Annotated in this window: 20 protein-coding genes and 1 riboswitch; of the genes, 17 read left to right on the top strand and 3 right to left on the bottom strand. The window is 69.1% G+C overall.

The window, feature by feature from the left end; genetic code table 11:
* The first annotated feature begins 298 nt into the window (after nt 1-298).
* The 16 genes from CY658_RS29580 to CY658_RS29505 all read left to right on the top strand — a co-directional run bounded on the left by CY658_RS29580 (nt 299) and on the right by CY658_RS29505 (nt 16,334).
* Complete coding sequence (locus tag CY658_RS29580) at nt 299-1,264, top strand: ABC transporter substrate-binding protein (protein ID WP_101493556.1); 966 nt, start codon at nt 299-301, stop codon at nt 1,262-1,264.
* Nucleotides 1,265-1,277: 13 nt separating this feature from the next.
* Complete coding sequence (locus tag CY658_RS29575; RefSeq protein ID WP_374221139.1) at nt 1,278-2,123, top strand: ABC transporter permease; 846 nt, start codon at nt 1,278-1,280, stop codon at nt 2,121-2,123.
* Between the two features lie 2 nt (nt 2,124-2,125).
* Entirely contained in the window at nt 2,126-2,914 is a 789-nt protein-coding gene (locus CY658_RS29570) for an ABC transporter ATP-binding protein (RefSeq protein ID WP_099797335.1), read from the top strand.
* A 7-nt stretch (nt 2,915-2,921) separates the two neighbouring features.
* Nucleotides 2,922-3,659, top strand: coding sequence for a histidine utilization repressor (gene hutC, locus CY658_RS29565; RefSeq protein WP_101493555.1), 738 nt, complete (start codon nt 2,922-2,924; stop codon nt 3,657-3,659).
* Nucleotides 3,660-3,725: 66 nt separating this feature from the next.
* Nucleotides 3,726-5,288 carry a histidine ammonia-lyase gene (hutH, locus tag CY658_RS29560; RefSeq protein ID WP_101493554.1) on the top strand — a complete coding sequence of 521 codons (1,563 nt, stop codon included), beginning with the start codon at nt 3,726-3,728 and terminating at the stop codon, nt 5,286-5,288.
* Nucleotides 5,289-5,329: 41 nt separating this feature from the next.
* Nucleotides 5,330-7,063: a urocanate hydratase gene (hutU, locus tag CY658_RS29555; protein WP_101493553.1), complete on the top strand. Its 1,734-nt coding sequence runs from the start codon at nt 5,330-5,332 to the stop codon at nt 7,061-7,063.
* Between the two features lie 73 nt (nt 7,064-7,136).
* On the top strand, nt 7,137-7,976 hold the full coding sequence (locus tag CY658_RS29550; protein ID WP_101493552.1) for a phytanoyl-CoA dioxygenase family protein: 840 nt from the start codon (nt 7,137-7,139) through the stop codon (nt 7,974-7,976).
* A 135-nt stretch (nt 7,977-8,111) separates the two neighbouring features.
* The gene (locus tag CY658_RS29545) at nt 8,112-8,846 is read left to right on the top strand and encodes an IclR family transcriptional regulator (protein ID WP_101493551.1); all 735 of its coding nucleotides are present in this window, start codon (nt 8,112-8,114) and stop codon (nt 8,844-8,846) included.
* 50 nt (nt 8,847-8,896) lie between these two features.
* Nucleotides 8,897-9,649, top strand: a complete 753-nt coding sequence (locus CY658_RS29540) for a transporter substrate-binding domain-containing protein (protein ID WP_101493550.1) — start codon at nt 8,897-8,899, stop codon at nt 9,647-9,649.
* Between the two features lie 7 nt (nt 9,650-9,656).
* Nucleotides 9,657-10,325: an amino acid ABC transporter permease gene (locus CY658_RS29535; RefSeq protein ID WP_099794526.1), complete on the top strand. Its 669-nt coding sequence runs from the start codon at nt 9,657-9,659 to the stop codon at nt 10,323-10,325.
* Nucleotides 10,322-10,894 (top strand): HutD/Ves family protein, encoded by a 573-nt coding sequence (locus tag CY658_RS29530; protein WP_101493549.1) that lies wholly within the window; start codon nt 10,322-10,324, stop codon nt 10,892-10,894. Before CY658_RS29535 ends, CY658_RS29530 begins: the two co-directional genes overlap by 4 nt.
* 24 nt (nt 10,895-10,918) lie before the next feature.
* A complete protein-coding gene (gene hutI / locus CY658_RS29525) occupies nt 10,919-12,169 on the top strand; it encodes an imidazolonepropionase (RefSeq protein WP_101493578.1) in 1,251 nt (416 codons plus the stop codon).
* On the top strand, nt 12,166-13,548 hold the full coding sequence (locus CY658_RS29520) for a formimidoylglutamate deiminase (RefSeq protein ID WP_101493548.1): 1,383 nt from the start codon (nt 12,166-12,168) through the stop codon (nt 13,546-13,548). The genes hutI and CY658_RS29520 overlap by 4 nt, the downstream gene beginning before the upstream one ends.
* A gap of 12 nt (nt 13,549-13,560) precedes the next feature.
* Nucleotides 13,561-14,388, top strand: coding sequence for an N-formylglutamate deformylase (hutG, locus tag CY658_RS29515; RefSeq protein WP_101493547.1), 828 nt, complete (start codon nt 13,561-13,563; stop codon nt 14,386-14,388).
* Nucleotides 14,389-14,429: 41 nt separating this feature from the next.
* Nucleotides 14,430-15,476, top strand: a complete 1,047-nt coding sequence (locus CY658_RS29510) for a homocysteine S-methyltransferase family protein (protein WP_101493546.1) — start codon at nt 14,430-14,432, stop codon at nt 15,474-15,476.
* Nucleotides 15,477-15,554: 78 nt separating this feature from the next.
* Entirely contained in the window at nt 15,555-16,334 is a 780-nt protein-coding gene (locus tag CY658_RS29505; RefSeq protein WP_101493545.1) for an SH3 domain-containing protein, read from the top strand.
* 6 nt (nt 16,335-16,340) lie between these two features.
* On the opposite strand, the gene CY658_RS29500 is transcribed toward CY658_RS29505, so the two are convergent.
* Nucleotides 16,341-17,261 (bottom strand): LysR family transcriptional regulator, encoded by a 921-nt coding sequence (locus CY658_RS29500; RefSeq protein ID WP_101493544.1) that lies wholly within the window; start codon nt 17,259-17,261, stop codon nt 16,341-16,343.
* A 100-nt stretch (nt 17,262-17,361) separates the two neighbouring features.
* Between CY658_RS29500 and CY658_RS29495 the strand changes: the two genes are divergently transcribed.
* Nucleotides 17,362-17,799: a PACE efflux transporter gene (locus tag CY658_RS29495; protein WP_099794538.1), complete on the top strand. Its 438-nt coding sequence runs from the start codon at nt 17,362-17,364 to the stop codon at nt 17,797-17,799.
* A 21-nt stretch (nt 17,800-17,820) separates the two neighbouring features.
* Here CY658_RS29495 and CY658_RS29490 read toward each other — a convergent pair whose 3' ends face one another.
* Nucleotides 17,821-18,732 (bottom strand): lipase secretion chaperone, encoded by a 912-nt coding sequence (locus CY658_RS29490; protein ID WP_101493543.1) that lies wholly within the window; start codon nt 18,730-18,732, stop codon nt 17,821-17,823.
* 11 nt (nt 18,733-18,743) lie between these two features.
* Nucleotides 18,744-19,799: an esterase/lipase family protein gene (locus CY658_RS29485; RefSeq protein WP_257885020.1), complete on the bottom strand. Its 1,056-nt coding sequence runs from the start codon at nt 19,797-19,799 to the stop codon at nt 18,744-18,746.
* Between the two features lie 133 nt (nt 19,800-19,932).
* Nucleotides 19,933-20,008, top strand: a riboswitch (S-adenosyl-L-homocysteine riboswitch).
* The last annotated feature ends 9 nt before the right edge of the window (nt 20,009-20,017 follow it).

Genomic DNA, 20,017 nt, shown 5'->3' with positions numbered 1-20,017 from the left:
GTGCGAAGGGCGGGAGAGGGGGAGAAAAGGGCCGGAGCCGGGGCGGACGCCGATTGTCCCCCAGCGGCCCCGATCTGACTGTGGCACGGCGTTTGCAATGGTGAACGCCGTCCCGGCACCCCTCTTGTCTAGACAGCAAACTGGTGCGTTTCTCTCGGAAATGCACCGAAACAGGACTTTCGGGTTATCCTGTATAGACAAGTTGGGGCGCCTGGCAACAATGCGAGGCGTGCTGTCCATATCCCCTGGGCATGTATCGCCGAGTCATCTCTCTCAAAAAATGGAACCAGGAGTCCCCATGGTCAAGGTAGTTGTGAAAGTCGCTTCGCTGCTGGCAGCAGGTGCATGTGCAGCGGGCATGGCCGGAACGGCCGCCGCCCAGGACACGAAGATTTCGCTCGGCATGTCCGGCTGGACTGGCTTTGCGCCGCTGTCGCTGGCCGACAAGGCCGGCATCTTCAAGAAGAACGGGCTCGACGTCGAACTCAAGATGATCCCGCAGAAGGACCGCCACCTGGCGCTGGCCTCCGGCGCGATCCAGTGCGCGGCCACCACCGTGGAAACGCACGTGGCCTGGAACGCCAACGGCGTGCCGATCGTGCAGATCTTCCAGATGGACAAGTCCTACGGCGCCGACGGCCTGGCCGTGCGCAACGACGTGAAGAGCTTTGCCGACCTCAGGGGCAAGAGCATCGGCGTGAGCGCCCCGGGCACCGCGCCGTACTTCGGCCTGGCCTGGATGCTCAGCAAGAACGGCATGACCCTGAAGGACGTGAAGGTGGTCTCGCTCGAGCCGCAGCCCGCTGCGCAAGCCTTCGTGGCCGGCCAGAACGACGCCGCCATGACCTACGAGCCCTACCTGTCGACCGTGCGCGCCAACCCGGCCGCCGGCAAAATTTTGGCCACCACGCTCGACTACCCGATGGTGATGGACACCGTCGGCTGCGCGCCCACCTGGCTCAAGGCCAACCCCAAGGCCGCCGCCGCGCTCACGAAGTCGTACTTCGACGCGCTCGACATGATCAAGGCCGACCCGGCCAAGTCGAACGAGCTCATGGGTTCGGCCGTCAAGCAAAGCGGCGAGCAGTTCGCCAAGTCGTCGGCCTACCTGCGCTGGCAGGACAAGGCCGCCAACCAGAAGTTCTTTGCGGGCGAGCTCACCAGCTTCATGAAGGAAGCTGCGGCCATCCTGCTGGAGGCCGGCGTGATCCGCAAGGCGCCGGAAGACTACGCCGCCACCTTCGACGCCAGCTATGTCAAGTAAGGCCTTGCCGCAGATGCAACCGATGACCGCCGCCCCGGCGCGCGCCGTGACGCCGCCGCCCGCAGCCCCCGTGCGGCGCCGCGTGTTCGCGCCGCTCGAACCCATCAGCGCGTCCGCGCGCACGATGCTGGGGCTCGGCTTCTTCGTGCTCTTCGTGGTGGTGTGGGGCATCGCCACGCTGGGCGGCTTCGTGTCGCCCACCTTCCTGGCGAGCCCGATCACGATGGTCAAGGAGGGCTGGCTGCTCTTCACCGAGTACGGCTTCATCGGCGACATCGGCATGACCGTGTGGCGGGTGTTCGGCGGCTTCCTGCTGGCGGCCGTGCTCGCGGTGCCGCTGGGCGTGGCCATGGGCACCTGGAAGACGGTCGAGGCCTTCTTCGAGCCCTTTGTCTCGTTCTGCCGCTACCTGCCGGCCTCGGCGTTCATTCCGCTGCTCATCCTGTGGGCGGGCCTGGGCGAAATGCAGAAGCTGCTGGTGATCTTCATCGGCTCGTTCTTCCAGATCGTGCTGATGGTGGCCGTCACCGTGGGCGGCGCGCGGCGCGACCTCGTCGAGGCCGCCTACACGCTGGGCGCCAACAGCCGGGGCATCGTGGCGCGCGTGCTCATTCCGGGCGCCGCACCGGGCATCGCCGAAACGCTGCGCCTCGTGCTGGGCTGGGCCTGGACCTACGTGATCGTGGCCGAGCTCATCGGTTCGTCGTCGGGCATCGGCCACATGATCACCGACAGCCAGGCGCTGCTGAACACCGGGCAGATCATCTTCGGGATCATCGTGATCGGCGTCATCGGCCTGCTGTCCGACTTCGCTTTCAAGGCGATGAATCGCCGTCTGTTTGCATGGGCTGCACTGTGATGATGACGAGCAACAACCAACTCTCCATTCAAGGCGTCTCGCGCGTCTTCACCGGCACCAAGGGCCAGCGCACGCAAGCGCTGCAGCCGATCGACTTCGAGGTGAAGGAGAACGACTTCGTCACCATCCTCGGCCCCTCGGGCTGCGGCAAGTCGACGCTGCTGCGCATCGTGGCGGGGCTCGACTTCCCGACCACCGGCCAGGTGATGCTCGACGGCGAGCGCATCGAAGGCCCGGGCGCCGACCGCGGCGTGGTGTTCCAGAGCTACACGCTCTTTCCGTGGCTCACGGTGGCGCAGAACATCCGCTTCGGCCTGCGCGAGCGCGGCATGAGCGAAGCCGACCAGAAGGAACGCAGCGAGTTCTTCATCGCCAAGGTCGGCCTGCGCGGCTTCGAGCACCACTTTCCCAAGCAGCTCTCGGGCGGCATGCAGCAGCGCACCGCCATTGCGCGCGCGCTGGCCAACGACCCCAAGATGCTGCTGCTCGACGAGCCCTTCGGCGCGCTCGACAACCAGACCCGCGTGCTCATGCAGGAGCTGTTGCTGGGCATCTGGGAGTCGGCGCAGAAGACGGTGCTGTTCGTCACGCACGACATCGACGAGGCGATCTTCATGGCCAACCGCGTGGCGGTGTTCAGCGCGCGGCCGGGCCGCATCAAGACCGAGATCGCGGTCGACTTTCCGCACCCGCGCAGCTACACCATCAAGACCTCGCCGGAGTTCATGGACATCAAGGCGCGCCTGACCGAAGAGATTCGCGCCGAGTCGATGGCCGCTGCGGAACATTGAAAGCACGATGAAACGCGACCTGCCGTCCCTCGCGCTCTATGCGCAAGTCAAGGATCACATCTCCCGCAAGATCCAGGACGGCACCTGGCCGCCCGGCCACCGCCTGCCTTCCGAGAACGAGCTGGTCGCGCAGTTCGGCATGGCGCGCATGACCGTGAACCGCGCGCTGCGCGAACTCATGGAGCAGGGCCGCATCGTGCGCGTGGCCGGCGTCGGCAGCTTCGTGGCCGAGAACAAGCCGCAATCGACGCTGCTGCAGATCGCCAACATCGCCAGCGAAATCCGCCAGCGCGGCCACGACTACCGCTGCGAAATGCTCGCGGTCGAGCGCCTCGCAGCCTCGCCCGACGTGGCCGCCTGGCTCGACCTGCGCGCGGGCGACTCGGTGTTCCACAGCGCCTGCCTGCACCTGGACAACGACACGCCCGTGCAGCTCGAAGAGCGCTACGTCAATCCGCAGGTCGTGCCCGACTTTCTCGAACAAGACTTCACGGCCGTGCCGCCCAGCGAGTACCTCGTGCGCCACGTGCCCTTCGACCAGATCGAACACGTCGTCGATGCCGTGCTGCCCAGCGCCGAACAGGCCGAGCGGCTCGCGATGGCGCCCACCGACCCCTGCCTGCTGCTGACGCGCCGCACCTGGATCCGCAACACGCCCGTGACCTGGGTGCGCTGCCTGCATCCGGCGTCGCGCTACAGCCTCGGCAGCCGTTTCAAAGCCGACGGCAACCCGACCTTCGGCTAACCCGTTTTTTTTCGACCCTCAGAGGCCTACGTTTTCTCTCGCAACCACTTGTATAGACAGGTTCACATGCCAAGCAATCACACCGCCGCCTCCCCAGCCACCCTGACCCTCACGCCCGGCAAGGTTGACCTTGCGATGCTGCGACGCATCCAGGCCGGCGGCGTGCGCCTTGCGCTCGATCCGTCGGTGCTCGATGGCATGCAGAAGGCCGAGGCTGCGGTGCGCCACATCGTCGAGAACGACGAGGTGGTCTACGGCATCAACACCGGTTTCGGCAAGCTCGCGAGCACGCGCATCGGCAACGACCACCTGGCCGAGCTGCAGCGCAACCTCGTGCTGTCGCACAGCGTCGGCACCGGCGAGCCGCTGGCCGCGCCGGTGGTGCGCATGATCCTCGCGACCAAGGCCGTGAGCCTGGCGCGCGGCCACTCGGGCGTGCGGCCCGCGCTGGTCGATGCGCTGCTGGCGCTGTTCAACGCGGGCGTCACGCCGAGCATCCCGTGCAAGGGCTCGGTCGGCGCCTCGGGCGACCTCGCACCGCTGGCCCACATGGCCTGCGTGCTCATCGGCGAAGGCGAAGCCACGCTGGCCGACGGCAAGAAGGTGAGCGGTGCCGAGGCCATGCGCAGCATCGGCCTCGAACCCTTCGTGCTCGGCCCCAAGGAAGGCCTGGCGCTGCTCAACGGCACGCAGGTGTCGACCGCGCTGGCGCTGGCCGGCCTGTTCGGCGCCGAAGACGTGTTTGCCGCCGCGCTGATGTCGGGCGCGCTGTCGCTCGAAGCCATCCAGGGTTCGATCAAGCCCTTCGACGCGCGCATTCACGCCGCACGCGGCCAGCCGGGCCAGATCGCCGTGGCCGGCGCCGTGCGCACGCTGCTCGACGGCAGCGAGATCGTCCCGTCGCACGCCGACTGCGGCCGCGTGCAAGACCCGTACTCGGTGCGCTGCATTCCCCAAGTGATGGGCGCCTGCCTCGACAACCTGGCCCATGCCTCGCGCGTGCTGGTCATCGAAGCCAATGCCGCATCGGACAACCCGCTGGTGTTCTGCGACACGGGCGAGGTGATCTCGGGCGGCAACTTCCACGCCGAGCCGGTCGCCTTCGCGGCCGACATCATTGCGCTGGCCGTGAGCGAAGTCGGCGCCATCGCCGAGCGCCGCCTTGCGCTGCTGCTCGACAGCGGCCTCTCGGGCCTGCCGCCCTTCCTCGTGCGCGATGGCGGGCTGAACTCCGGCTTCATGATCGCGCAGGTCACGGCCGCCGCGCTCGCGTCGGAAAACAAGTCGCACGCGCACCCCGCCAGCGTCGACAGCCTGCCGACCTCGGCCAACCAGGAAGACCACGTGTCGATGGCCACCTTCGCGGCGCGCCGCCTCGGCGACATGGTCAACAACACGGCGGTCGTCGTCGGCATCGAAGCGATGGCCGCCGCGCAAGGCATCGAACTCAAGCGCGGGCTCAAGAGCTCGCCGCTGGTCGAGGCCGAGTTCAGCAACATCCGCCAGAAGGTCGCCTTCCTCGAGCGCGACCGCTACCTCGCACCCGACATCGAAGCCATGCGCCAGTGGGCGCTCGCGGCCGACCTGCCGGCCGCGCTGCTCGACATCCTGCCCAGCCACGCCAAGTAATCCGAACCGTCCGTCTGCCATCCGACAAGGAGAACCACGCCATGAACGCACCCGACAAATTCGCCCTGAACACCACCCCCGCCGCTGGCACTGACCCGCGCCATGACCCGACCCGCGTGATCCGCGCCCCGCGCGGCACCGAGCTGAACTGCAAGAGCTGGCTGACCGAAGCGCCGTTCCGCATGCTGCAGAACAACCTCGACGCCGAAGTGGCCGAGCGGCCCCAAGACCTCGTGGTGTACGGCGGCATCGGCCGCGCCGCGCGCGACTGGGCCTGCTACGACCAGATCCTCGCGTCGCTGAAGGAACTGGAAGACGACGAGACCTTGCTCATTCAATCGGGCAAGCCGGTCGGCGTGTTCAAGACGCACGCCGATGCACCGCGCGTGCTGCTCGCCAACTCCAACCTCGTGCCGAAGTGGGCCAACTGGGAGCACTTCAATGAGCTCGATCGCCAGGGCCTCTTCATGTACGGCCAGATGACCGCGGGCAGCTGGATCTACATCGGCAGCCAGGGCATCGTGCAAGGCACCTTCGAGACCTTCGTCGAAGCCGGCCGCCAGCACTACAACAACAGCCTCGCGGGCAAGTGGATCTTGACGGCCGGCCTGGGCGGCATGGGCGGCGCACAGCCGCTCGCGGCCACGCTGGCCGGCGCCGTGTCGCTGAACATCGAGTGCCAGCAGTCGAGCATCGACTTCCGCCTGCGCACGCGCTACGTCGACAAGCAGGCGCGCGACATCGACCACGCCTTCGAGCTCATCAAGCAACATTGCGATGCCAAGGAAGCCGTGTCGATCGCGCTGCTCGGCAACGCCGCCGACATCCTTCCGGAGCTGGTGAAGCGCGCCAACGCCGGCGGCCTGAAGCCCGACCTCGTGACCGACCAGACCTCCGCGCACGACCTGATCAACGGCTACCTGCCCTCGGGCTGGACCGTGCCGCAATGGCAGGCCGCCATGAAGGACGCCTCGCAACACGACGCGCTCAAGAAGGCCGCCGCGAAGTCGTGCGCCGTGCACGTGCAGGCCATGCTCGACTTCCAGGCCATGGGCATCCCCACGGTCGACTACGGCAACAACATCCGCCAGGTCGCGTTCGACGAAGGCGTGAAGAACGCGTTCGACTTCCCGGGCTTCGTGCCGGCGTACATCCGTCCGCTGTTCTGCGAAGGCAAGGGCCCGTTCCGCTGGGTCGCGCTTTCGGGTGATCCGGAAGACATCTACAAGACCGACGCCAAGATCAAGGAGCTGTTCCCCGAGAACACCCACACGCATCGCTGGCTCGACATGGCGCGCGAGCGCATCGCCTTCCAGGGCCTGCCCGCGCGCATCTGCTGGCTCGGTCTGGGCGAGCGCCACATCGCCGGCCTGGCCTTCAACGAGATGGTGAAGAACGGCGAACTGAAGGCCCCCATCGTCATCGGCCGCGACCACCTCGACACCGGCTCGGTCGCCAGCCCGAACCGCGAGACCGAAGCCATGAAGGACGGCACCGACGCCGTGAGTGACTGGCCGTTGCTCAACGCGCTGCTCAATACCGCGGGCGGCGCCACCTGGGTCAGCCTGCACCACGGCGGCGGCGTCGGCATGGGCTACTCGCAGCACTCGGGCGTGGTGATCGTGTGCGACGGCACGGACGCTGCGGCCAAGCGCATCGGACGCGTGCTCTTCAACGACCCGGCCACCGGCGTCATGCGCCATGCCGACGCAGGCTACGACATCGCGGTCGCCACGGCGAAGAAGCAGGGCCTCAAGCTGCCGATGATCAAGTAACGCCGGCAGGCGCTGCTGCAGGTGAAGTAAAAAAGTGGGTCACCCGACACCCCGAAAAAAAGGAGACCCGACGATGACCCTCGATGCTTCCGACCTGCAGCGCCGCGTGCGCGAACGCGTGGACGACGCGCTGGTGGCGCAGTTCCAGCGCGACGGCGCGGTCTGCATCCGCCAGCTGCTCACGGCCGACGAACTCGCGCTGCTGCGCGATGGCATCGAAGCGAACCTGGCGGCGCCCAGCCCGCGCGCGAAGGTCGCGAGCCGGCCCGACGACCCGGGTCGCTTCTTCGAAGACTTCTGCAACTGGCAGGAGATCGATGCCTTCGGCCGCTTCATCGTCGAAGCGCCGCTGGCGCCCCTCGCGCAGCGGCTCATGGGCTCGGACACCGTGCGCCTGTACCACGACCACCTGCTCGTGAAGGAGCCCGGCACGCGCCAGCGCACGCCGTGGCACCAGGACCAGCCCTACTACAACATCGACGGCGCGCAGAACGTCAGCATGTGGATTCCGGTCGACCCGGTGTCACGTGCGGCCACGCTCGAGTTCGTGGCCGGCTCCCACAAGGGGCCGTGGCTCATGCCGCGCACCTTCATGGACAACCACGCCAAGTGGTTCCCTGAAGGAAGCCTCGAGGACCTGCCCGACATCGAGGGCGCGCGCGAGCGCTTTCCCATCGTCGGCTGGGACATCGAGCCCGGCGACTTCGTCTGCTTCCACATGCTCACGCTGCATGCGGCGGCCGGCGTGGAGGGGCCGAACCGGCGCCGCGTGTTCTCGGTGCGATTTCTGGGCGACGACATCCGCCACGCGCCGCGCAGCTGGAAGACCTCGCCCGATTTCCCGGGCCTGGCCGAGCGCCTGCCGGCGGGCGCGCCGATGGACGATCCGCTCTTCCCGTTGCTCACCGTCTGATGCCCCGGGTAAGACGAAGGTAGAAAGAAAAAACGCGCTCATTCCCATCGCGTGGGAATTCGGGCTTGGTCGTGGGAACGGCGAGCAAGATACTGCACGCCGCATCCACTTTCGACCGCCCAGCGATTGCCCCCGATGACGACCCCTCTCGACGCTCCTGCCCACAACGACCGCGCGCTGTTCGTGCTGTCGGTGCTGGCGCAAAGCAAGGCGGCGATGACGGCGGCCGAGCTGGTGCAGGCCACCGGCCTGTCGCAGAGCACGCTGTACCGGCAGGTCGCCACCTTGCGCCGCTGGGGCTTCGTGATGGAGTCCGAGGGCCGCTACTCGCCGGGGCCCGTCAGCGTGCAGCTGGCCAGCGGCTTCGACGGCAACTCCGACCTCGTGATGGCCGCGCGCGCCGACATGCGCGTGCTGGCGCAGCAGAGCCACGAGAGCGTGGCGCTCGTCACCCTCGTGAACGACCGCGTCGTGTGCCTGGAGATGATCGACAGCGAACAGTCGCTGCGCTGCTCCTTCGACCGCGGCCGCAGCGTGCCCGCACGCGACGGCGCCAGCGCCAAGTGCCTGCTGGCCCATGCGCCCGACGACGCGCGCGACCTGCTGCTCGACGGTCTCGACGAAGCCCCCGAACGCCGCGCCGAGCGCGCCGCCGAACTCGACACCATCCGCGCTGCCGGCCATGCCGTGACGCACGGCGAGGTCGATGCCGGTGTCTGGGGCGCGAGCGCACCGGTGCTGGCCGCGGGCCGTCGGCTGCGCGGGGCGATCACGCTGATGGCGCCGCTCACGCGCGTCGAAGGCATGGAAGCTGCATTGGTCCACATGACCGTCGTCACGGCGGCTCGCATCTCGCGCGCACTCCAGTAGCCGCACCGTTTTTTCTTTTTCTCCTCCCTCACCTCCACGAAAGCCCTCTCATGAACACCCGTCGCACCCTCGTCGCCGCCGCCCTGTCCGGCCTCGCCTTCTTCGGTTTCGCTGGCGCTGCACACGCCCAGGGCGAGCCGCTGCGCGTGGCCACCGACGCCACCTTCCCGCCGATGGAGTTCGTGGAAAACGGCAAGCGCACCGGCTTCGACGTCGAGCTGGTCGAGGCCATCGGCAAGACGCTGGGCCGCAAGATCGAGTGGATCGACATCGACTTCAAGGGCCTCGTGCCGGGCCTCATTTCGAAGCGCTTCGACATGGCCGTGTCGGGCATCTACATCACCGACGAGCGCAAGAAGGTCGTCGACTTCACCGTGCCGTACTACGTCGGCGGCCTCGTGGTCATGGTGAAGGACAACAACACGACGATCAAGAAGCCGGCCGACATCAACGGCAAGAAGGTCAGCGTGCAGGTGGGCACCAAGTCGGTGGCCTACACCAAGGAGAAATTCCCGCAAGTGCAGCTGCTGGAAGTCGAGAAGAACCAGGAGATGTTCAACCTCGTGGACATCGGCCGCGCCGATGCCGCCGTGACCGGCAAGCCCGCCGCCTTCCAGTACGTGCGCACGCGCGGCGGCCTGAAGGTGCTCGACGAGCAGATCACCACCGAGGAATACGGCATGGCCATCCGCAAGGACACGCCCGAGCTCACCAAGGCCGTGAACGGCGCGATCGAGAAGCTCAAGGCCGACGGCACCTACGCCGCCATCGTGAAGAAGTGGTTCAGCGCGAACACCAAGTAAGCGCGCCATGGACTTCGATTTCTCGCCCGTCTGGCAGGGCTGGCCCGACCTGCTGCGCGGCGCGCTGGTCACGGTGGAAATCACCGCCTGCGCGCTGGCCCTGGGTTGCGTGCTGGGCCTCCTGGTCGGCATCGGCCGGCTGAACCCGAAGCGGCGCTGGATCTACGGCGTGTGCACCGCCTACGTGGCGGCGATTCGCGGCACGCCGCTGCTGGTGCAGCTGTTCATTCTGTTCTTCGGCCTGCCGCACTTCGGCATCCTGCTGCCGGCCTTCCTGTGCGGCGTGCTGGGGCTCGGCGTGTACTCGGGCGCCTACGTGTCGGAGATCGTGCGCGGCGCGATCCAGTCGATCGACAAGGGCCAGACCATGGCGGCGCAATCGCTGGGCATGACGCCCGGCGTGGCGATGCGCCAGATCGTGCTGCCACAGGCCGTGGTGCGCATGATTCCGCCGCTGGGCAACGAGTTCATCGCGCTCATCAAGAACTCGGCGCTGGTGTCGCTGCTGACGATTCACGACGTGATGCACGAAGGCCAGAAGATCATCAGCGTGTCGTACCGCTCGCTCGAGGTGTACCTGGCGATTGCGGTCGTCTACTTCGTGCTGACGGGCACGATGACGCTGATCCTGCGGCACTTCGAGCAGAAGCTGCGGCAAGGCGGGTTGATGCGATGAGCGTGCAGCGTTTTTCACGCGCCACCCTGCGCGCCATGCCCTGGAAGAACGGCGGCGGCACCACGCAGGAAATCGCCAGTTGGCCGCCAAGCGCGGGGCTCGACAGCTTCGGCTGGCGCGTGAGCATCGCGACCATTGCGTCGGCCGGCCCGTTCTCGGTGTTCCCCGGTGTCGAGCGGCAGATCATGCTGCTCGAAGGCGACGGCGTGCGTCTCTTCACGCACGACGGTCGCGTGTCGCACCGGCTCGACGTGCCGCACCGGCCCTTCGTTTTTTCCGGCGACGACCCGATCGACTGCACGCTGCTCGGCGGCGCCTCGAACGACTTCAACGTGATGACCCGCGGCGGTCAGTGGCGCGCCGACGTGCAGGTGCTGGACCACGCCGCCGACATCGCGCCCGCAGCGCACGGCGTGCTGCTGGCGTTGCGCGGCGATTGGCGCTTGAATGACGACGAAGCACTGGGCGAAGGCGAGGGCCTGTGCTGGACCGACGCCGCACAAGCGTGGCAAGCCGCACCGGCGAGCGACGACGCGCGGCTGGTGGCCGTGCGCTTCGTGCCGGCCTGACCGGCAAAAGGACAAAGGATGACGATGAAACCCCCCAGCGAATTCCCCTCGGCCGACGGCCTCTGGACCGGCCTGCGTCTCGCGCCCGGTGCGGCGCCCGGCGTCACATTGGCGCCCGATGCCGAAGCGGCCCTCGTGGTCGCGCAGGGCGCGATCCGCTGGGTCGGTGCGCGCGCCGAACTGCCCGCCGAGTTCGCGGGGCTCGCGCCGCACGACGGTGGCGGCGCGCTCGTCACGCCCGGCCTCGTCGATTGCCACACGCACCTGGTCTACGGCGGCCAGCGCGCCAACGAGTTCGCGATGCGGCTCGCGGGCGCCACGTACGAAGAAGTGGCGAAGGCCGGCGGCGGCATCGTCTCGTCGGTGCGCGCCACGCGCGAGGCCGACGAAGACATGCTGTTCGCACAGGCCGCCGCGCGCCTCGAACAACTGCTGGCCGACGGCGTCTGCGCCATCGAGATCAAGTCGGGCTACGGCCTGGCGCTGGAACATGAGCGCAAGCAGCTGCGCGTGGCGCGGCGCCTGGGCGAGGCCTACGGCGTCACCGTGCGCACCACCTTTCTCGGCGCGCACGCCTTGCCGCCGGAATACGCCGGACGCAGCGGCGACTACATCGACCTCGTCTGCAACGAGATGCTGCCCGCGCTCGCCGCCGAAGGGCTGGTCGATGCGGTCGACGTGTTCTGCGAACGCATCGCCTTCTCGCTCGAAGAAACCGAACAGGTCTTCCAGGCCGCTCAGGCGCTGGGTCTGCCGGTGAAGCTGCATGCCGAGCAGCTCTCGGACATGGGCGGCGCGGCGCTGGCCGCGCGCTACGGCGCGCTGTCGTGCGACCACATCGAGCACCTGTCGACCGACGGCATCGCGGCCATGCGCCAGTCGGGCACCGTGGCCGTGCTGCTGCCGGGCGCCTACTACACGCTGCGCGACACGCACCTGCCGCCCATCGACGCGCTGCGCGCCGCGGGCGTGCCGATGGCCGTGTCGACCGACCACAACCCCGGCACCTCGCCGACGCTGAGCCTGCTGCTGATGGTCAACATGGCCTGCACGCTGTTCCGCCTCACCGTGCCCGAGGCACTGGCCGGCGTCACCGTGCACGCCGCGCGCGCGCTGGGCCTGCAGGCCACGCACGGCGCCATCGCGCCCGGCATGCCCGCCAACTTCGTGCTGTGGAACCTCCACGACGCCGCCGAGCTGGCCTACTGGTTCGGCCAGCAGCCGGCGCGCACCGTGGTGCGCCAGGGGCGCATCGCCATCGGAGCCACTGAATGACACACACGCTTTTCGCGGCCGATGCGCTGCTGCCCGCAGGCTGGGCCAAAAATGTTCTGCTGACGTGGGACGACGCGGGCCAGCTCACGCAGGTGCAAGCCGCTGCGCCACGCCCCGCCGACACTCCCGCCGCCCACGGCCCCGTGATCCCCGGCATGCCCAACCTGCATTCGCACGCCTTCCAGCGCGCCTTCGCGGGCCTCACCGAGCACCGCGCCGAACAGCAGGACAGCTTCTGGAGCTGGCGCACGCTGATGTACCGCTTTGCGGCGCGCCTCGGGCCGCAGCACATGGAGGCCATCGCGACCTGGCTTTACGCCGAGATGCTCGAGGCCGGCTACACCAGCGTGTGCGAGTTCCAGTACGTGCACCACGACACCGACGGCCGCCCCTACGCCGACGACGCGGCGCTGAGCCGCGCGCTGCTGCGTGCCGCGCGCAACACGGGCATCGGCTTCACGCTGTTGCCGGTGCTCTACCAGACCAGCGGCTTCGGCGACCAGCCGCCCACCGAGGGGCAGCGCCGCTTCATCCGCTCGACCGAGTCGATGCTGCGCCTGCTCGACACGCTCAAGCCCGACTGCGACGCGCAGGGCGCGCGCCTGGGGCTGGCGCCGCATTCGCTGCGCGCCGTGCCGCCCGAGGCGCTGCGCGAGGCGCTCGCCGGCCTGGACGCCATCGACCGCACCGCGCCGGTCCACATCCACATCGCCGAGCAGACGAAGGAAGTGGACGACTGCGTGGAGTGGAGCGGCCTGCGCCCGGTCGAATGGCTGCTCGACCACGCGAGCGTCGATGCGCGCTGGTGCCTCGTGCACGCCACGCACATGAACGACGCCGAGTACGAATACGCCGCACGCAGCGGCGCGGTCGCGGGCCTGTGCCCGACGACCGAAGCCAACCTCGGCGACGGCATCTTCGACTTCGCGCGCTGGCGCAGCCATGGCGGCGCCTGGGGCGTGGGCTCCGACAGCCACGCCAGCGTCAACGCGGCCGAAGAACTGCTGATGCTCGAATACAGCCAGCGCTTCGCCAGGCGCCAGCGCAACGTCGGCGCCAGCGCGGCGCAGCCGCACGTGGCCACCGCGCTCACGCTCGAAGCCGTGCAGGGCGGGGCGCAAGCGGCGGGCCGCACGGTCGGCGGGCTGGCCGCGGGGCAGCAGGCCGACTTCGTCGTGCTCGATGCCACGCACCTCGCACTGCAGGGCCTGTCGGCCCCCGACATGCTCTCGGCCCACGTGTTCGCAAGCCACCGCACCTCGGCCGTCGATGCGGTCTGGGTGGCGGGCCGCGCGCGCGTCACGGCCGGCCGCCACGCGCTGCACGACAGCGCGGCGTCGGGCTTCGTGGCAGCGCGCACCCAGCTTCTGCAGGACTGAGAAAATTCACCCATGGCTCTCTTCACCACCACCGAACCGGCGTTCCGCTTCCGCCAGGGCACGCGCCCGCTGCTGATCTCGATGCCGCACGTCGGCACGCACGTGCCGCCCGCGCTGGCCGAGCGCTTCACCGACGAGGCGCGCCACGTGCCCGACACCGACTGGCACCTCGAACAGCTCTACGACTTCGCCGATGCACTCGGCGCCTCGGTGCTCGTGGCCACGCACTCGCGCTACGTGGTCGACCTGAACCGTCCGCCGGACGGCGCCAGCCTGTACCCGGGCCAGAGCGTCACCGGCCTGTGCCCGGTCGACACCTTCGACGACACGCCGGTCTACGCGAACGCCGGCGAGCAGCCGTCCGACGCCGAGATCGCCGAACGCCGCGACGCCGTCTGGCGCCCCTACCACCAGCAGCTGCAGGCCGAGCTCGGCCGCCTCACGGCCGCGCACGGCACCGTCGCGCTGTGGGACGCGCACTCGATCCGTTCCGTGCTGCCGCGCTTCTTCGAAGGCAAGCTGCCCGACCTGAACCTGGGCACCGCCGACGGCAAGAGCTGCGACCCCGCACTGGCCGCCACGCTGCGCGGCATCGCCGAGTCGGCGCCCGGCTACACCGGCGTGCTCAACGGCCGCTTCAAGGGCGGCCACATCACGCGCCAGTACGGCAACCCGGCCGGCGGCGTGCACGCGGTGCAGCTGGAGATGACGCAGTCGAGCTACATGCAGGAAGCGCTGCCCTTCGACTACCTGCCCGACGTGGCGGCGGGCGTGAAGCCGCACGTGCGGCGGATGCTGGAAGCGGTGCTGGCCTTCGTCGAGGGTCAGCGAAAGGGCTGACGGGCATCAGGGGCGGCCCCCGGTTTCTACAATCGGAGGTTATGAAGCCCGTCATCTACACCCGCGGCCAGGCCCTGCCTGGCATCCTCGCCCAACGCATTGCCATCCTCGACGGCGCGATGGGCACGATGATCCAGCGCTTCAAGCTCACCGAGGAACAGTACCGCGGCGAGCGCTTCAAGGACTTCGAGCGCGACGTGAAGGGCAACAACGAGCTGCTGTCGCTCACGCGGCCCGACGTCATCACCGACATCCACGAGGCCTACCTCGCGGCCGGCGCCGACCTCATCGAGACCAACACCTTCGGCGCCACCACCATCGCGCAGGAGGACTACAAGATGGCCCACCTGGCGCGCGAGATGAACCTCGAATCGGCCAAGCTGGCGCGCGCGGCCTGCGACAAGTACAGCACGCCCGACAAGCCGCGCTTCGTGGCCGGCGCCCTTGGCCCGACGCCCAAGACGGCGAGCATCAGCCCCGACGTGAACGACCCGGGCGCACGCAATGTCGATTTCGAATCGCTGCGCGCCGCGTATTACGAGCAGACCGAAGCGCTGGTCGAAGGCGGCGCCGACGTGATCCTGGTCGAGACCATCTTCGACACGCTCAACGCCAAGGCCGCGCTGTTCGCGGTGGACGAGTACTTCGACAACAGCGGCCAGCGCCTGCCGCTGATCATCAGCGGCACGGTGACCGACGCCTCGGGCCGCATCCTCAGCGGCCAGACCGTCACCGCCTTCTGGCACAGCGTGCGCCATGCGCAGCCGCTGGCCATCGGCCTGAACTGCGCGCTGGGCGCGACGCTGATGCGCCCCTACATCCAGGAGTTGGCGCGCGTGGCGGGCGACACTTTCATCAGCTGCTACCCGAACGCCGGCCTGCCCAACCCGATGAGCGACACCGGCTTCGACGAGACGCCCGACGTCACCTCGCGCCTGCTGCACGAGTTCGCGGCCGAGGGGCTGGTGAACATCGTGGGCGGCTGCTGCGGCACGACGCCGGACCACATCGCGGCGATCGGCGCAGCGGTGGCGCCGGCCAAGGGCCGCATGCTCAACACCAACGGCTTCTACAAAGAGGCCGCCTGAAGCCAGGCGCCGCGCGCGCCTTCGGCTGATTGACGGCTCCGCGCGCCGCGCCTACGCTGGCGCGCACAGGAGCCCCTCATGAACGCCACATCCTTCTTGCGTCGCGCCGCCTTGGGCGCGCTCGTTTTGCTGCTGCCGCTCGCGGCGGCGGCGCAGCAGGCCTTCACGCGCGGCGCGGTCAACATGCGCGCCGGGCCCTCGGGCGACTACCCGCTGGTGGCACGGCTCGGGCCGGGCCAGCCGGTCGACGTGGTCGGCTGCACCAGCGGCTACGGCTGGTGCGATGTGGTGCTGCCCGACGGCGGGCGCGGCTGGGTCTGGTCGAGGAACCTCGACTACGCCTACCAGCAGCAGCGCGTGCCGCTGGCCACCTACGGCGCGGTCATCGGCGTGCCCATCGTGACTTTCGTGATCGGCAGCTACTGGGCCGACTACTACCGCGACCGTCCCTGGTACGGCGACCGGCGCTGGTGGGGCCAGCGGCCCCCGCCGCCGCCGATCGCGGGCTGGCGCCCGCCGCCGCCCGTGCGCCCGGCCTGGCAGCCGCGGCCCTGGCCGCCGGGGCAGGGCGTGCGTCCGCCGCACGGGCCTGGCGTCCGGCCACCGCATGGCCCAGGCGTTCGTCCGCCCGGTGGGCCGGGCTACCGGCCGCCCGTCGATCCCGGGTTCCGTCCGCCCAGGCCGCAGCCGGGCTTCCGGCCCGGACCGCCGCCGGGCGTGTCGCATCCGCATCCGGGCGGAGGCCGGCCCGGTGGGGGCGGCGGTGGTGGAGGAGGGCGTCCGCACGGAGGTGGTGGCAAGGGTGGCGGAGGCGGTGGTCATGGCGGCGGAGGCGGGCACGGCCACGGCCGGTCCTGAACCGACTCAGACGGCCGGCGTTTCGATGCCGGCCGCTGCCTGACGGTCGCGCGCGATCAGCGCCACGAAGCGCTGCGCGCCCAGGCCCAGCGGCCGTTCGCGCGACCACACCACGTCCACCCACAGGTCGAGCCCGTTGCTGAGGTTCTCGAACGGAATCTCGACCAGCGCGCCCGCCGCCACGTGCGGCCGCGCGAAGTTGCGCGGCAGCCAGCCCCAGCCCAGCCCGGCGGTGATCAGGCTCAGCGCGGCCAGCGCGTTGTCGGTGCGCCAGACATGCCGCGCGAACACGAAGCGCGGGTCGCTGGTGCCCAGGTCGCGCCCGGCGACCACGATCTGCCGCGTGTTGGTCAGGTGCTCCTCGCGCAGGCGCCCGCCGGCCGCGGCGCGCAGCACGGGGTGGTCGGGCGCCATCACGGCCACCATGGTGTCGCTGCCGACCTCCTGGAAGCCCTCGCGGCCGTCGAGGCTGGGCCGCTCGAACACCAGCGCAAGCTGCGCCCGGCCGCTGTGCAGCAGCGCCAGCGCGTCGGCCTGCGGCGCGGCCAGCACCTCGACCTGCAGGAGCGGGTAGTCGTCGGCCAGCGCCGCCAGCGGCCCGCTCCAGGGCGCGGCCAGCAGCTCGGGCGCGATGGCCAGCGTGAGCCGGTCTTCCAGCCCCTGCGTGAGCGCCAGCGCCTGCACCTGCAGCTGCCGCAGCTGGGCCGCGAGCAGCCGCGCCTGGGGCTCGAGCGAGCGCGCGGCAGCGGTGGGCTGCGGCTCGCGGCCGCTGCGGTTGAACAGCGGCAGCGCCAGCTCGGCCTCGAGGTTGGCGATGGCCATGCTCACGGCCGACGGCACCTTGCGCAGCGCCCGCGCGGCGGCCGAAAAGGAGCCGTGGTCGATCACGGCCAGGAAGACCTCGACGTTGTCGCTGGAGAAAGCCATGGGGTGCTGACCTATCAATAAAACTGAAACAAGTTAACTTTTTATATCAGCGAAACACAAATAAAGTCCACCCATCGCAGTCACACAGACAGAGAAATTCATGCAGGGCATTCAGCGTCGGATCGTTTACATCTCCCTCTACGAGGGCATTGCCATCGTGGCGGCCAGCGCCGGCCTGGCCCTGATGTCGGACGCGGGGCTCGGCCACTCGGGCCTGCTGGCGGTGGGCGCCTCGGTCATCGCGGTGATCTGGAACCTGACGTTCAACGCCCTGTTCGAGCGCTGGGAGTCGCGCCAGGCGGTGCGCGGGCGCAGCCTGAAGCGCCGCATCGCCCACGCCATCGGCTTCGAGGGCGGCCTGATCGCCTTCCTGGTGCCGATGCTGGCCTGGGGCCTGGGCGTGTCGCTCTGGCAGGCGCTGGTGATGGACCTGGGCCTGGTGGTGTTCTTCCTGGTCTACACCTTCGTTTTCAACTGGGCCTTCGACCGCGTGTTCGGCCTGCCGGCGTCGGCCATGGGCGAAGCACAGCCTGCGTAAGCCTGCGCTTACTTAGCGGATTCATCGCGCCGGCTTGGATGCAGCGGACGAGCGCATCGCCAGGGCACCGCTCAGGCGGAGGCGCTCGTTTTCGTTGAAGAGCGTCTCGCGCAGCTGGGCCTGCTCGGCTTCGGGTGCGCTGGCGTAGCGGTCGAGCCGGGCGTTCCACTCCTGGGTTTCCTGGTCGAGCGTGGCCAGGCCGCGCGCCACTTCGTAGCCGTAGGTCTCGCTGCGCGCGGCAAAGCGCTCCTGGGGGCTGGCGCCGCGCGCCTGCAGCGCCTCGGTCTGGCGCATCACGTCGAGGTGGGCCACCGCGTCCTTGCGCACCTCGCGCTGCGCGGGCGACAGCCAGGCCTGCTCGCTTTGCGCGAGCGCCGCCGCACGCTGCTCGGGCGTGAGGTCGGGGTTGGACAGCAACGCCATCTTCTCGGCCATGAACTGGTCCTGCCGGATCTGGTCGCCGAACAGGCCTTCGATTTCCTCGGGCGCGAAGAACTGCCGGCGCACGGCCTCGCGCGCTTCGAGGCTGCGGCGCAGGAACGCCGGGTCGCCGGGTGCGGGCGGCTGCAGGGTGCGCAGGGCTTCCTGCATGTCGACGTAGCGCTCCAGCAGGCCCAGCGCGCGCACGCGCCAGTCTTCGCGCAGGTGCTTGGCGAGCAGGGCGGGCGCGCGGGCCATCAGCGTGGCCTTGCTGTCGGCCTGCGCTTCGGCGAGCACCTGGTCGAAGAGGGTGATGAGGTCGCTGGTGAGGAGGGCGTCGGGAGCCGCGGCGGCTTGTTGCGCCGGACGGGGCGCGGTGGGCGCCGCGACCGTTGCCGTGGTGCGGGGCGCGGCAGCCCGTGGCGCATCGTCCGCATCGGGGCTCAGCGCCAGCCAGCCGGTTCCTACGGCGACCAGCGCGACTGCGCCGATGGTCAACGCCACACCGCGCATGTCCCGCGTCCTCAGAGCCCCGCGCTCTTGAGCCGCGCGGCCTGTTCCCTGAACAGCTCCGGCGGCTTCTTCTCGTAGTACGGGAACTGGCTGCCGTAGGTGTTGCCGAAGGCCTGGTTCACTTCGTCGAGGTGGTTCTGGCGGTAGTCGCCCAGGTGGGTGCCCAGTCGCGTGGTGCAGACCGCAAGCAGGCCGTCGTTGGCCTCGCCGAAGAAGAACAGGCCGCCCAGCGTCGACAGCGCCGTGTCGCTCGGGTCGAACAGGTTGAAGCTGGTCGACACGCCCGACCACGAGTAGTAGCGCACGCCGTTGGCCACGGCCGCACCGCTCTTCACGTCGCACGACGAGCCCGCGGCGGGGCGTCCCTGCGGGAACTTGGCGTCGAAGGCCGCGCCGCCCGCCGTGGTGAGCGAGGCCAGCGCGTTCAGCGGCACCTCGGGCAGCTGGCTCGGGTCCTTGCCCGAGAGAAAACCGATCATCCCCGTCAGCAGGCCGATGGCCTTCACCACCAGCGTCTGGGCGATGCCCCCTTCGGGCAGTTTGGCGAGCAGGTCGGCCACCTTCGAGCCGCCGTTGGCGCCGCCCACCGACGTGACCGACGCCACCATGTCGGGTGCCACCGCCGCCACGTAGCGCACCGTGGGCGAGCCCTGCGAATGGCCGATGAGGTTGAATTTGAGCGTGGGGTTCTGCTCGAGCGCGCGGATGGTCTTGAGCTCCTGCAGCAGCTGCTCGCCGCGGATCTCGGAGGTGTTGGTGCCCGACACCTGCGCCACGTACACCCTGGCACCCGCGCCGGCCAGCTTGCCGGGGATGTCGTAGAAGTAATCGACACCCAGCAGGTTGTCGAAGCCCAGCAGGCCGTGGACCAGCACGATCGGGTAGCGGGTCTTCGCCGTGTCGGAGGTCACGCGGGCCTCGACCCGCGTGGCGGTGTCGCCGGCAGCGGCCCGCGCGGGCGGCGTGAAAATCACGAGGGCCGCGGCGGCCAGGAGGCCGCAGCTCAAGGCCACGGCGCGCATCGGGGTGGCTGCATGCTGCAACCGGGCATTCGACTTCCTGACCATCTGGCGCTCTCCCTTACGTCTGGTTAAAAACACGAACGTTCGTTCGGAAACGGTGGGCGCATTCTGTTGACACGTGCAGGAATGAAAACTGGGGTTTTCCCAGGGCGCAATCGAATCGACCTAAAATGCGCGACTTCCCAAGGAGCGTTGCAGCGGTTCGCCACAGAGGCGAATCGTCAGGCTTGGGGCGACAACGACGCTCGCCTGTTCGACTCTTC

The organism is Variovorax sp. RO1 (assembly GCF_002849325.1).
Taxonomy (GTDB): Bacteria; Pseudomonadota; Gammaproteobacteria; order Burkholderiales; family Burkholderiaceae_C; genus Variovorax.
The sequence above is the reverse complement of the archived record's forward strand: the minus strand, read 5'-3'. Positions and strand labels throughout refer to the sequence as shown.

Coding starts and splice junctions, on each gene's coding strand:
- CY658_RS29580 (WP_101493556.1), top strand. CDS start 299: ATGGTCAAGGTAGTTGTGAAAGTCGCTTCGCTGCTGGCAGCAGGTGCA.
- CY658_RS29510 (WP_101493546.1), top strand. CDS start 14,430: ATGAAGCCCGTCATCTACACCCGCGGCCAGGCCCTGCCTGGCATCCTC.
- CY658_RS29540 (WP_101493550.1), top strand. CDS start 8,897: ATGAACACCCGTCGCACCCTCGTCGCCGCCGCCCTGTCCGGCCTCGCC.
- hutU (WP_101493553.1), top strand. CDS start 5,330: ATGAACGCACCCGACAAATTCGCCCTGAACACCACCCCCGCCGCTGGC.
- CY658_RS29500 (WP_101493544.1), bottom strand. CDS start 17,261: ATGGCTTTCTCCAGCGACAACGTCGAGGTCTTCCTGGCCGTGATCGAC.
- CY658_RS29575 (WP_374221139.1), top strand. CDS start 1,278: ATGCAACCGATGACCGCCGCCCCGGCGCGCGCCGTGACGCCGCCGCCC.
- CY658_RS29485 (WP_257885020.1), bottom strand. CDS start 19,799: ATGGTCAGGAAGTCGAATGCCCGGTTGCAGCATGCAGCCACCCCGATG.
- CY658_RS29520 (WP_101493548.1), top strand. CDS start 12,166: ATGACACACACGCTTTTCGCGGCCGATGCGCTGCTGCCCGCAGGCTGG.
- CY658_RS29570 (WP_099797335.1), top strand. CDS start 2,126: ATGACGAGCAACAACCAACTCTCCATTCAAGGCGTCTCGCGCGTCTTC.
- hutI (WP_101493578.1), top strand. CDS start 10,919: ATGAAACCCCCCAGCGAATTCCCCTCGGCCGACGGCCTCTGGACCGGC.
- CY658_RS29530 (WP_101493549.1), top strand. CDS start 10,322: ATGAGCGTGCAGCGTTTTTCACGCGCCACCCTGCGCGCCATGCCCTGG.
- CY658_RS29535 (WP_099794526.1), top strand. CDS start 9,657: ATGGACTTCGATTTCTCGCCCGTCTGGCAGGGCTGGCCCGACCTGCTG.
- hutG (WP_101493547.1), top strand. CDS start 13,561: ATGGCTCTCTTCACCACCACCGAACCGGCGTTCCGCTTCCGCCAGGGC.
- hutC (WP_101493555.1), top strand. CDS start 2,922: ATGAAACGCGACCTGCCGTCCCTCGCGCTCTATGCGCAAGTCAAGGAT.
- CY658_RS29550 (WP_101493552.1), top strand. CDS start 7,137: ATGACCCTCGATGCTTCCGACCTGCAGCGCCGCGTGCGCGAACGCGTG.
- CY658_RS29505 (WP_101493545.1), top strand. CDS start 15,555: ATGAACGCCACATCCTTCTTGCGTCGCGCCGCCTTGGGCGCGCTCGTT.
- CY658_RS29495 (WP_099794538.1), top strand. CDS start 17,362: ATGCAGGGCATTCAGCGTCGGATCGTTTACATCTCCCTCTACGAGGGC.
- CY658_RS29545 (WP_101493551.1), top strand. CDS start 8,112: ATGACGACCCCTCTCGACGCTCCTGCCCACAACGACCGCGCGCTGTTC.
- hutH (WP_101493554.1), top strand. CDS start 3,726: ATGCCAAGCAATCACACCGCCGCCTCCCCAGCCACCCTGACCCTCACG.
- CY658_RS29490 (WP_101493543.1), bottom strand. CDS start 18,732: ATGCGCGGTGTGGCGTTGACCATCGGCGCAGTCGCGCTGGTCGCCGTA.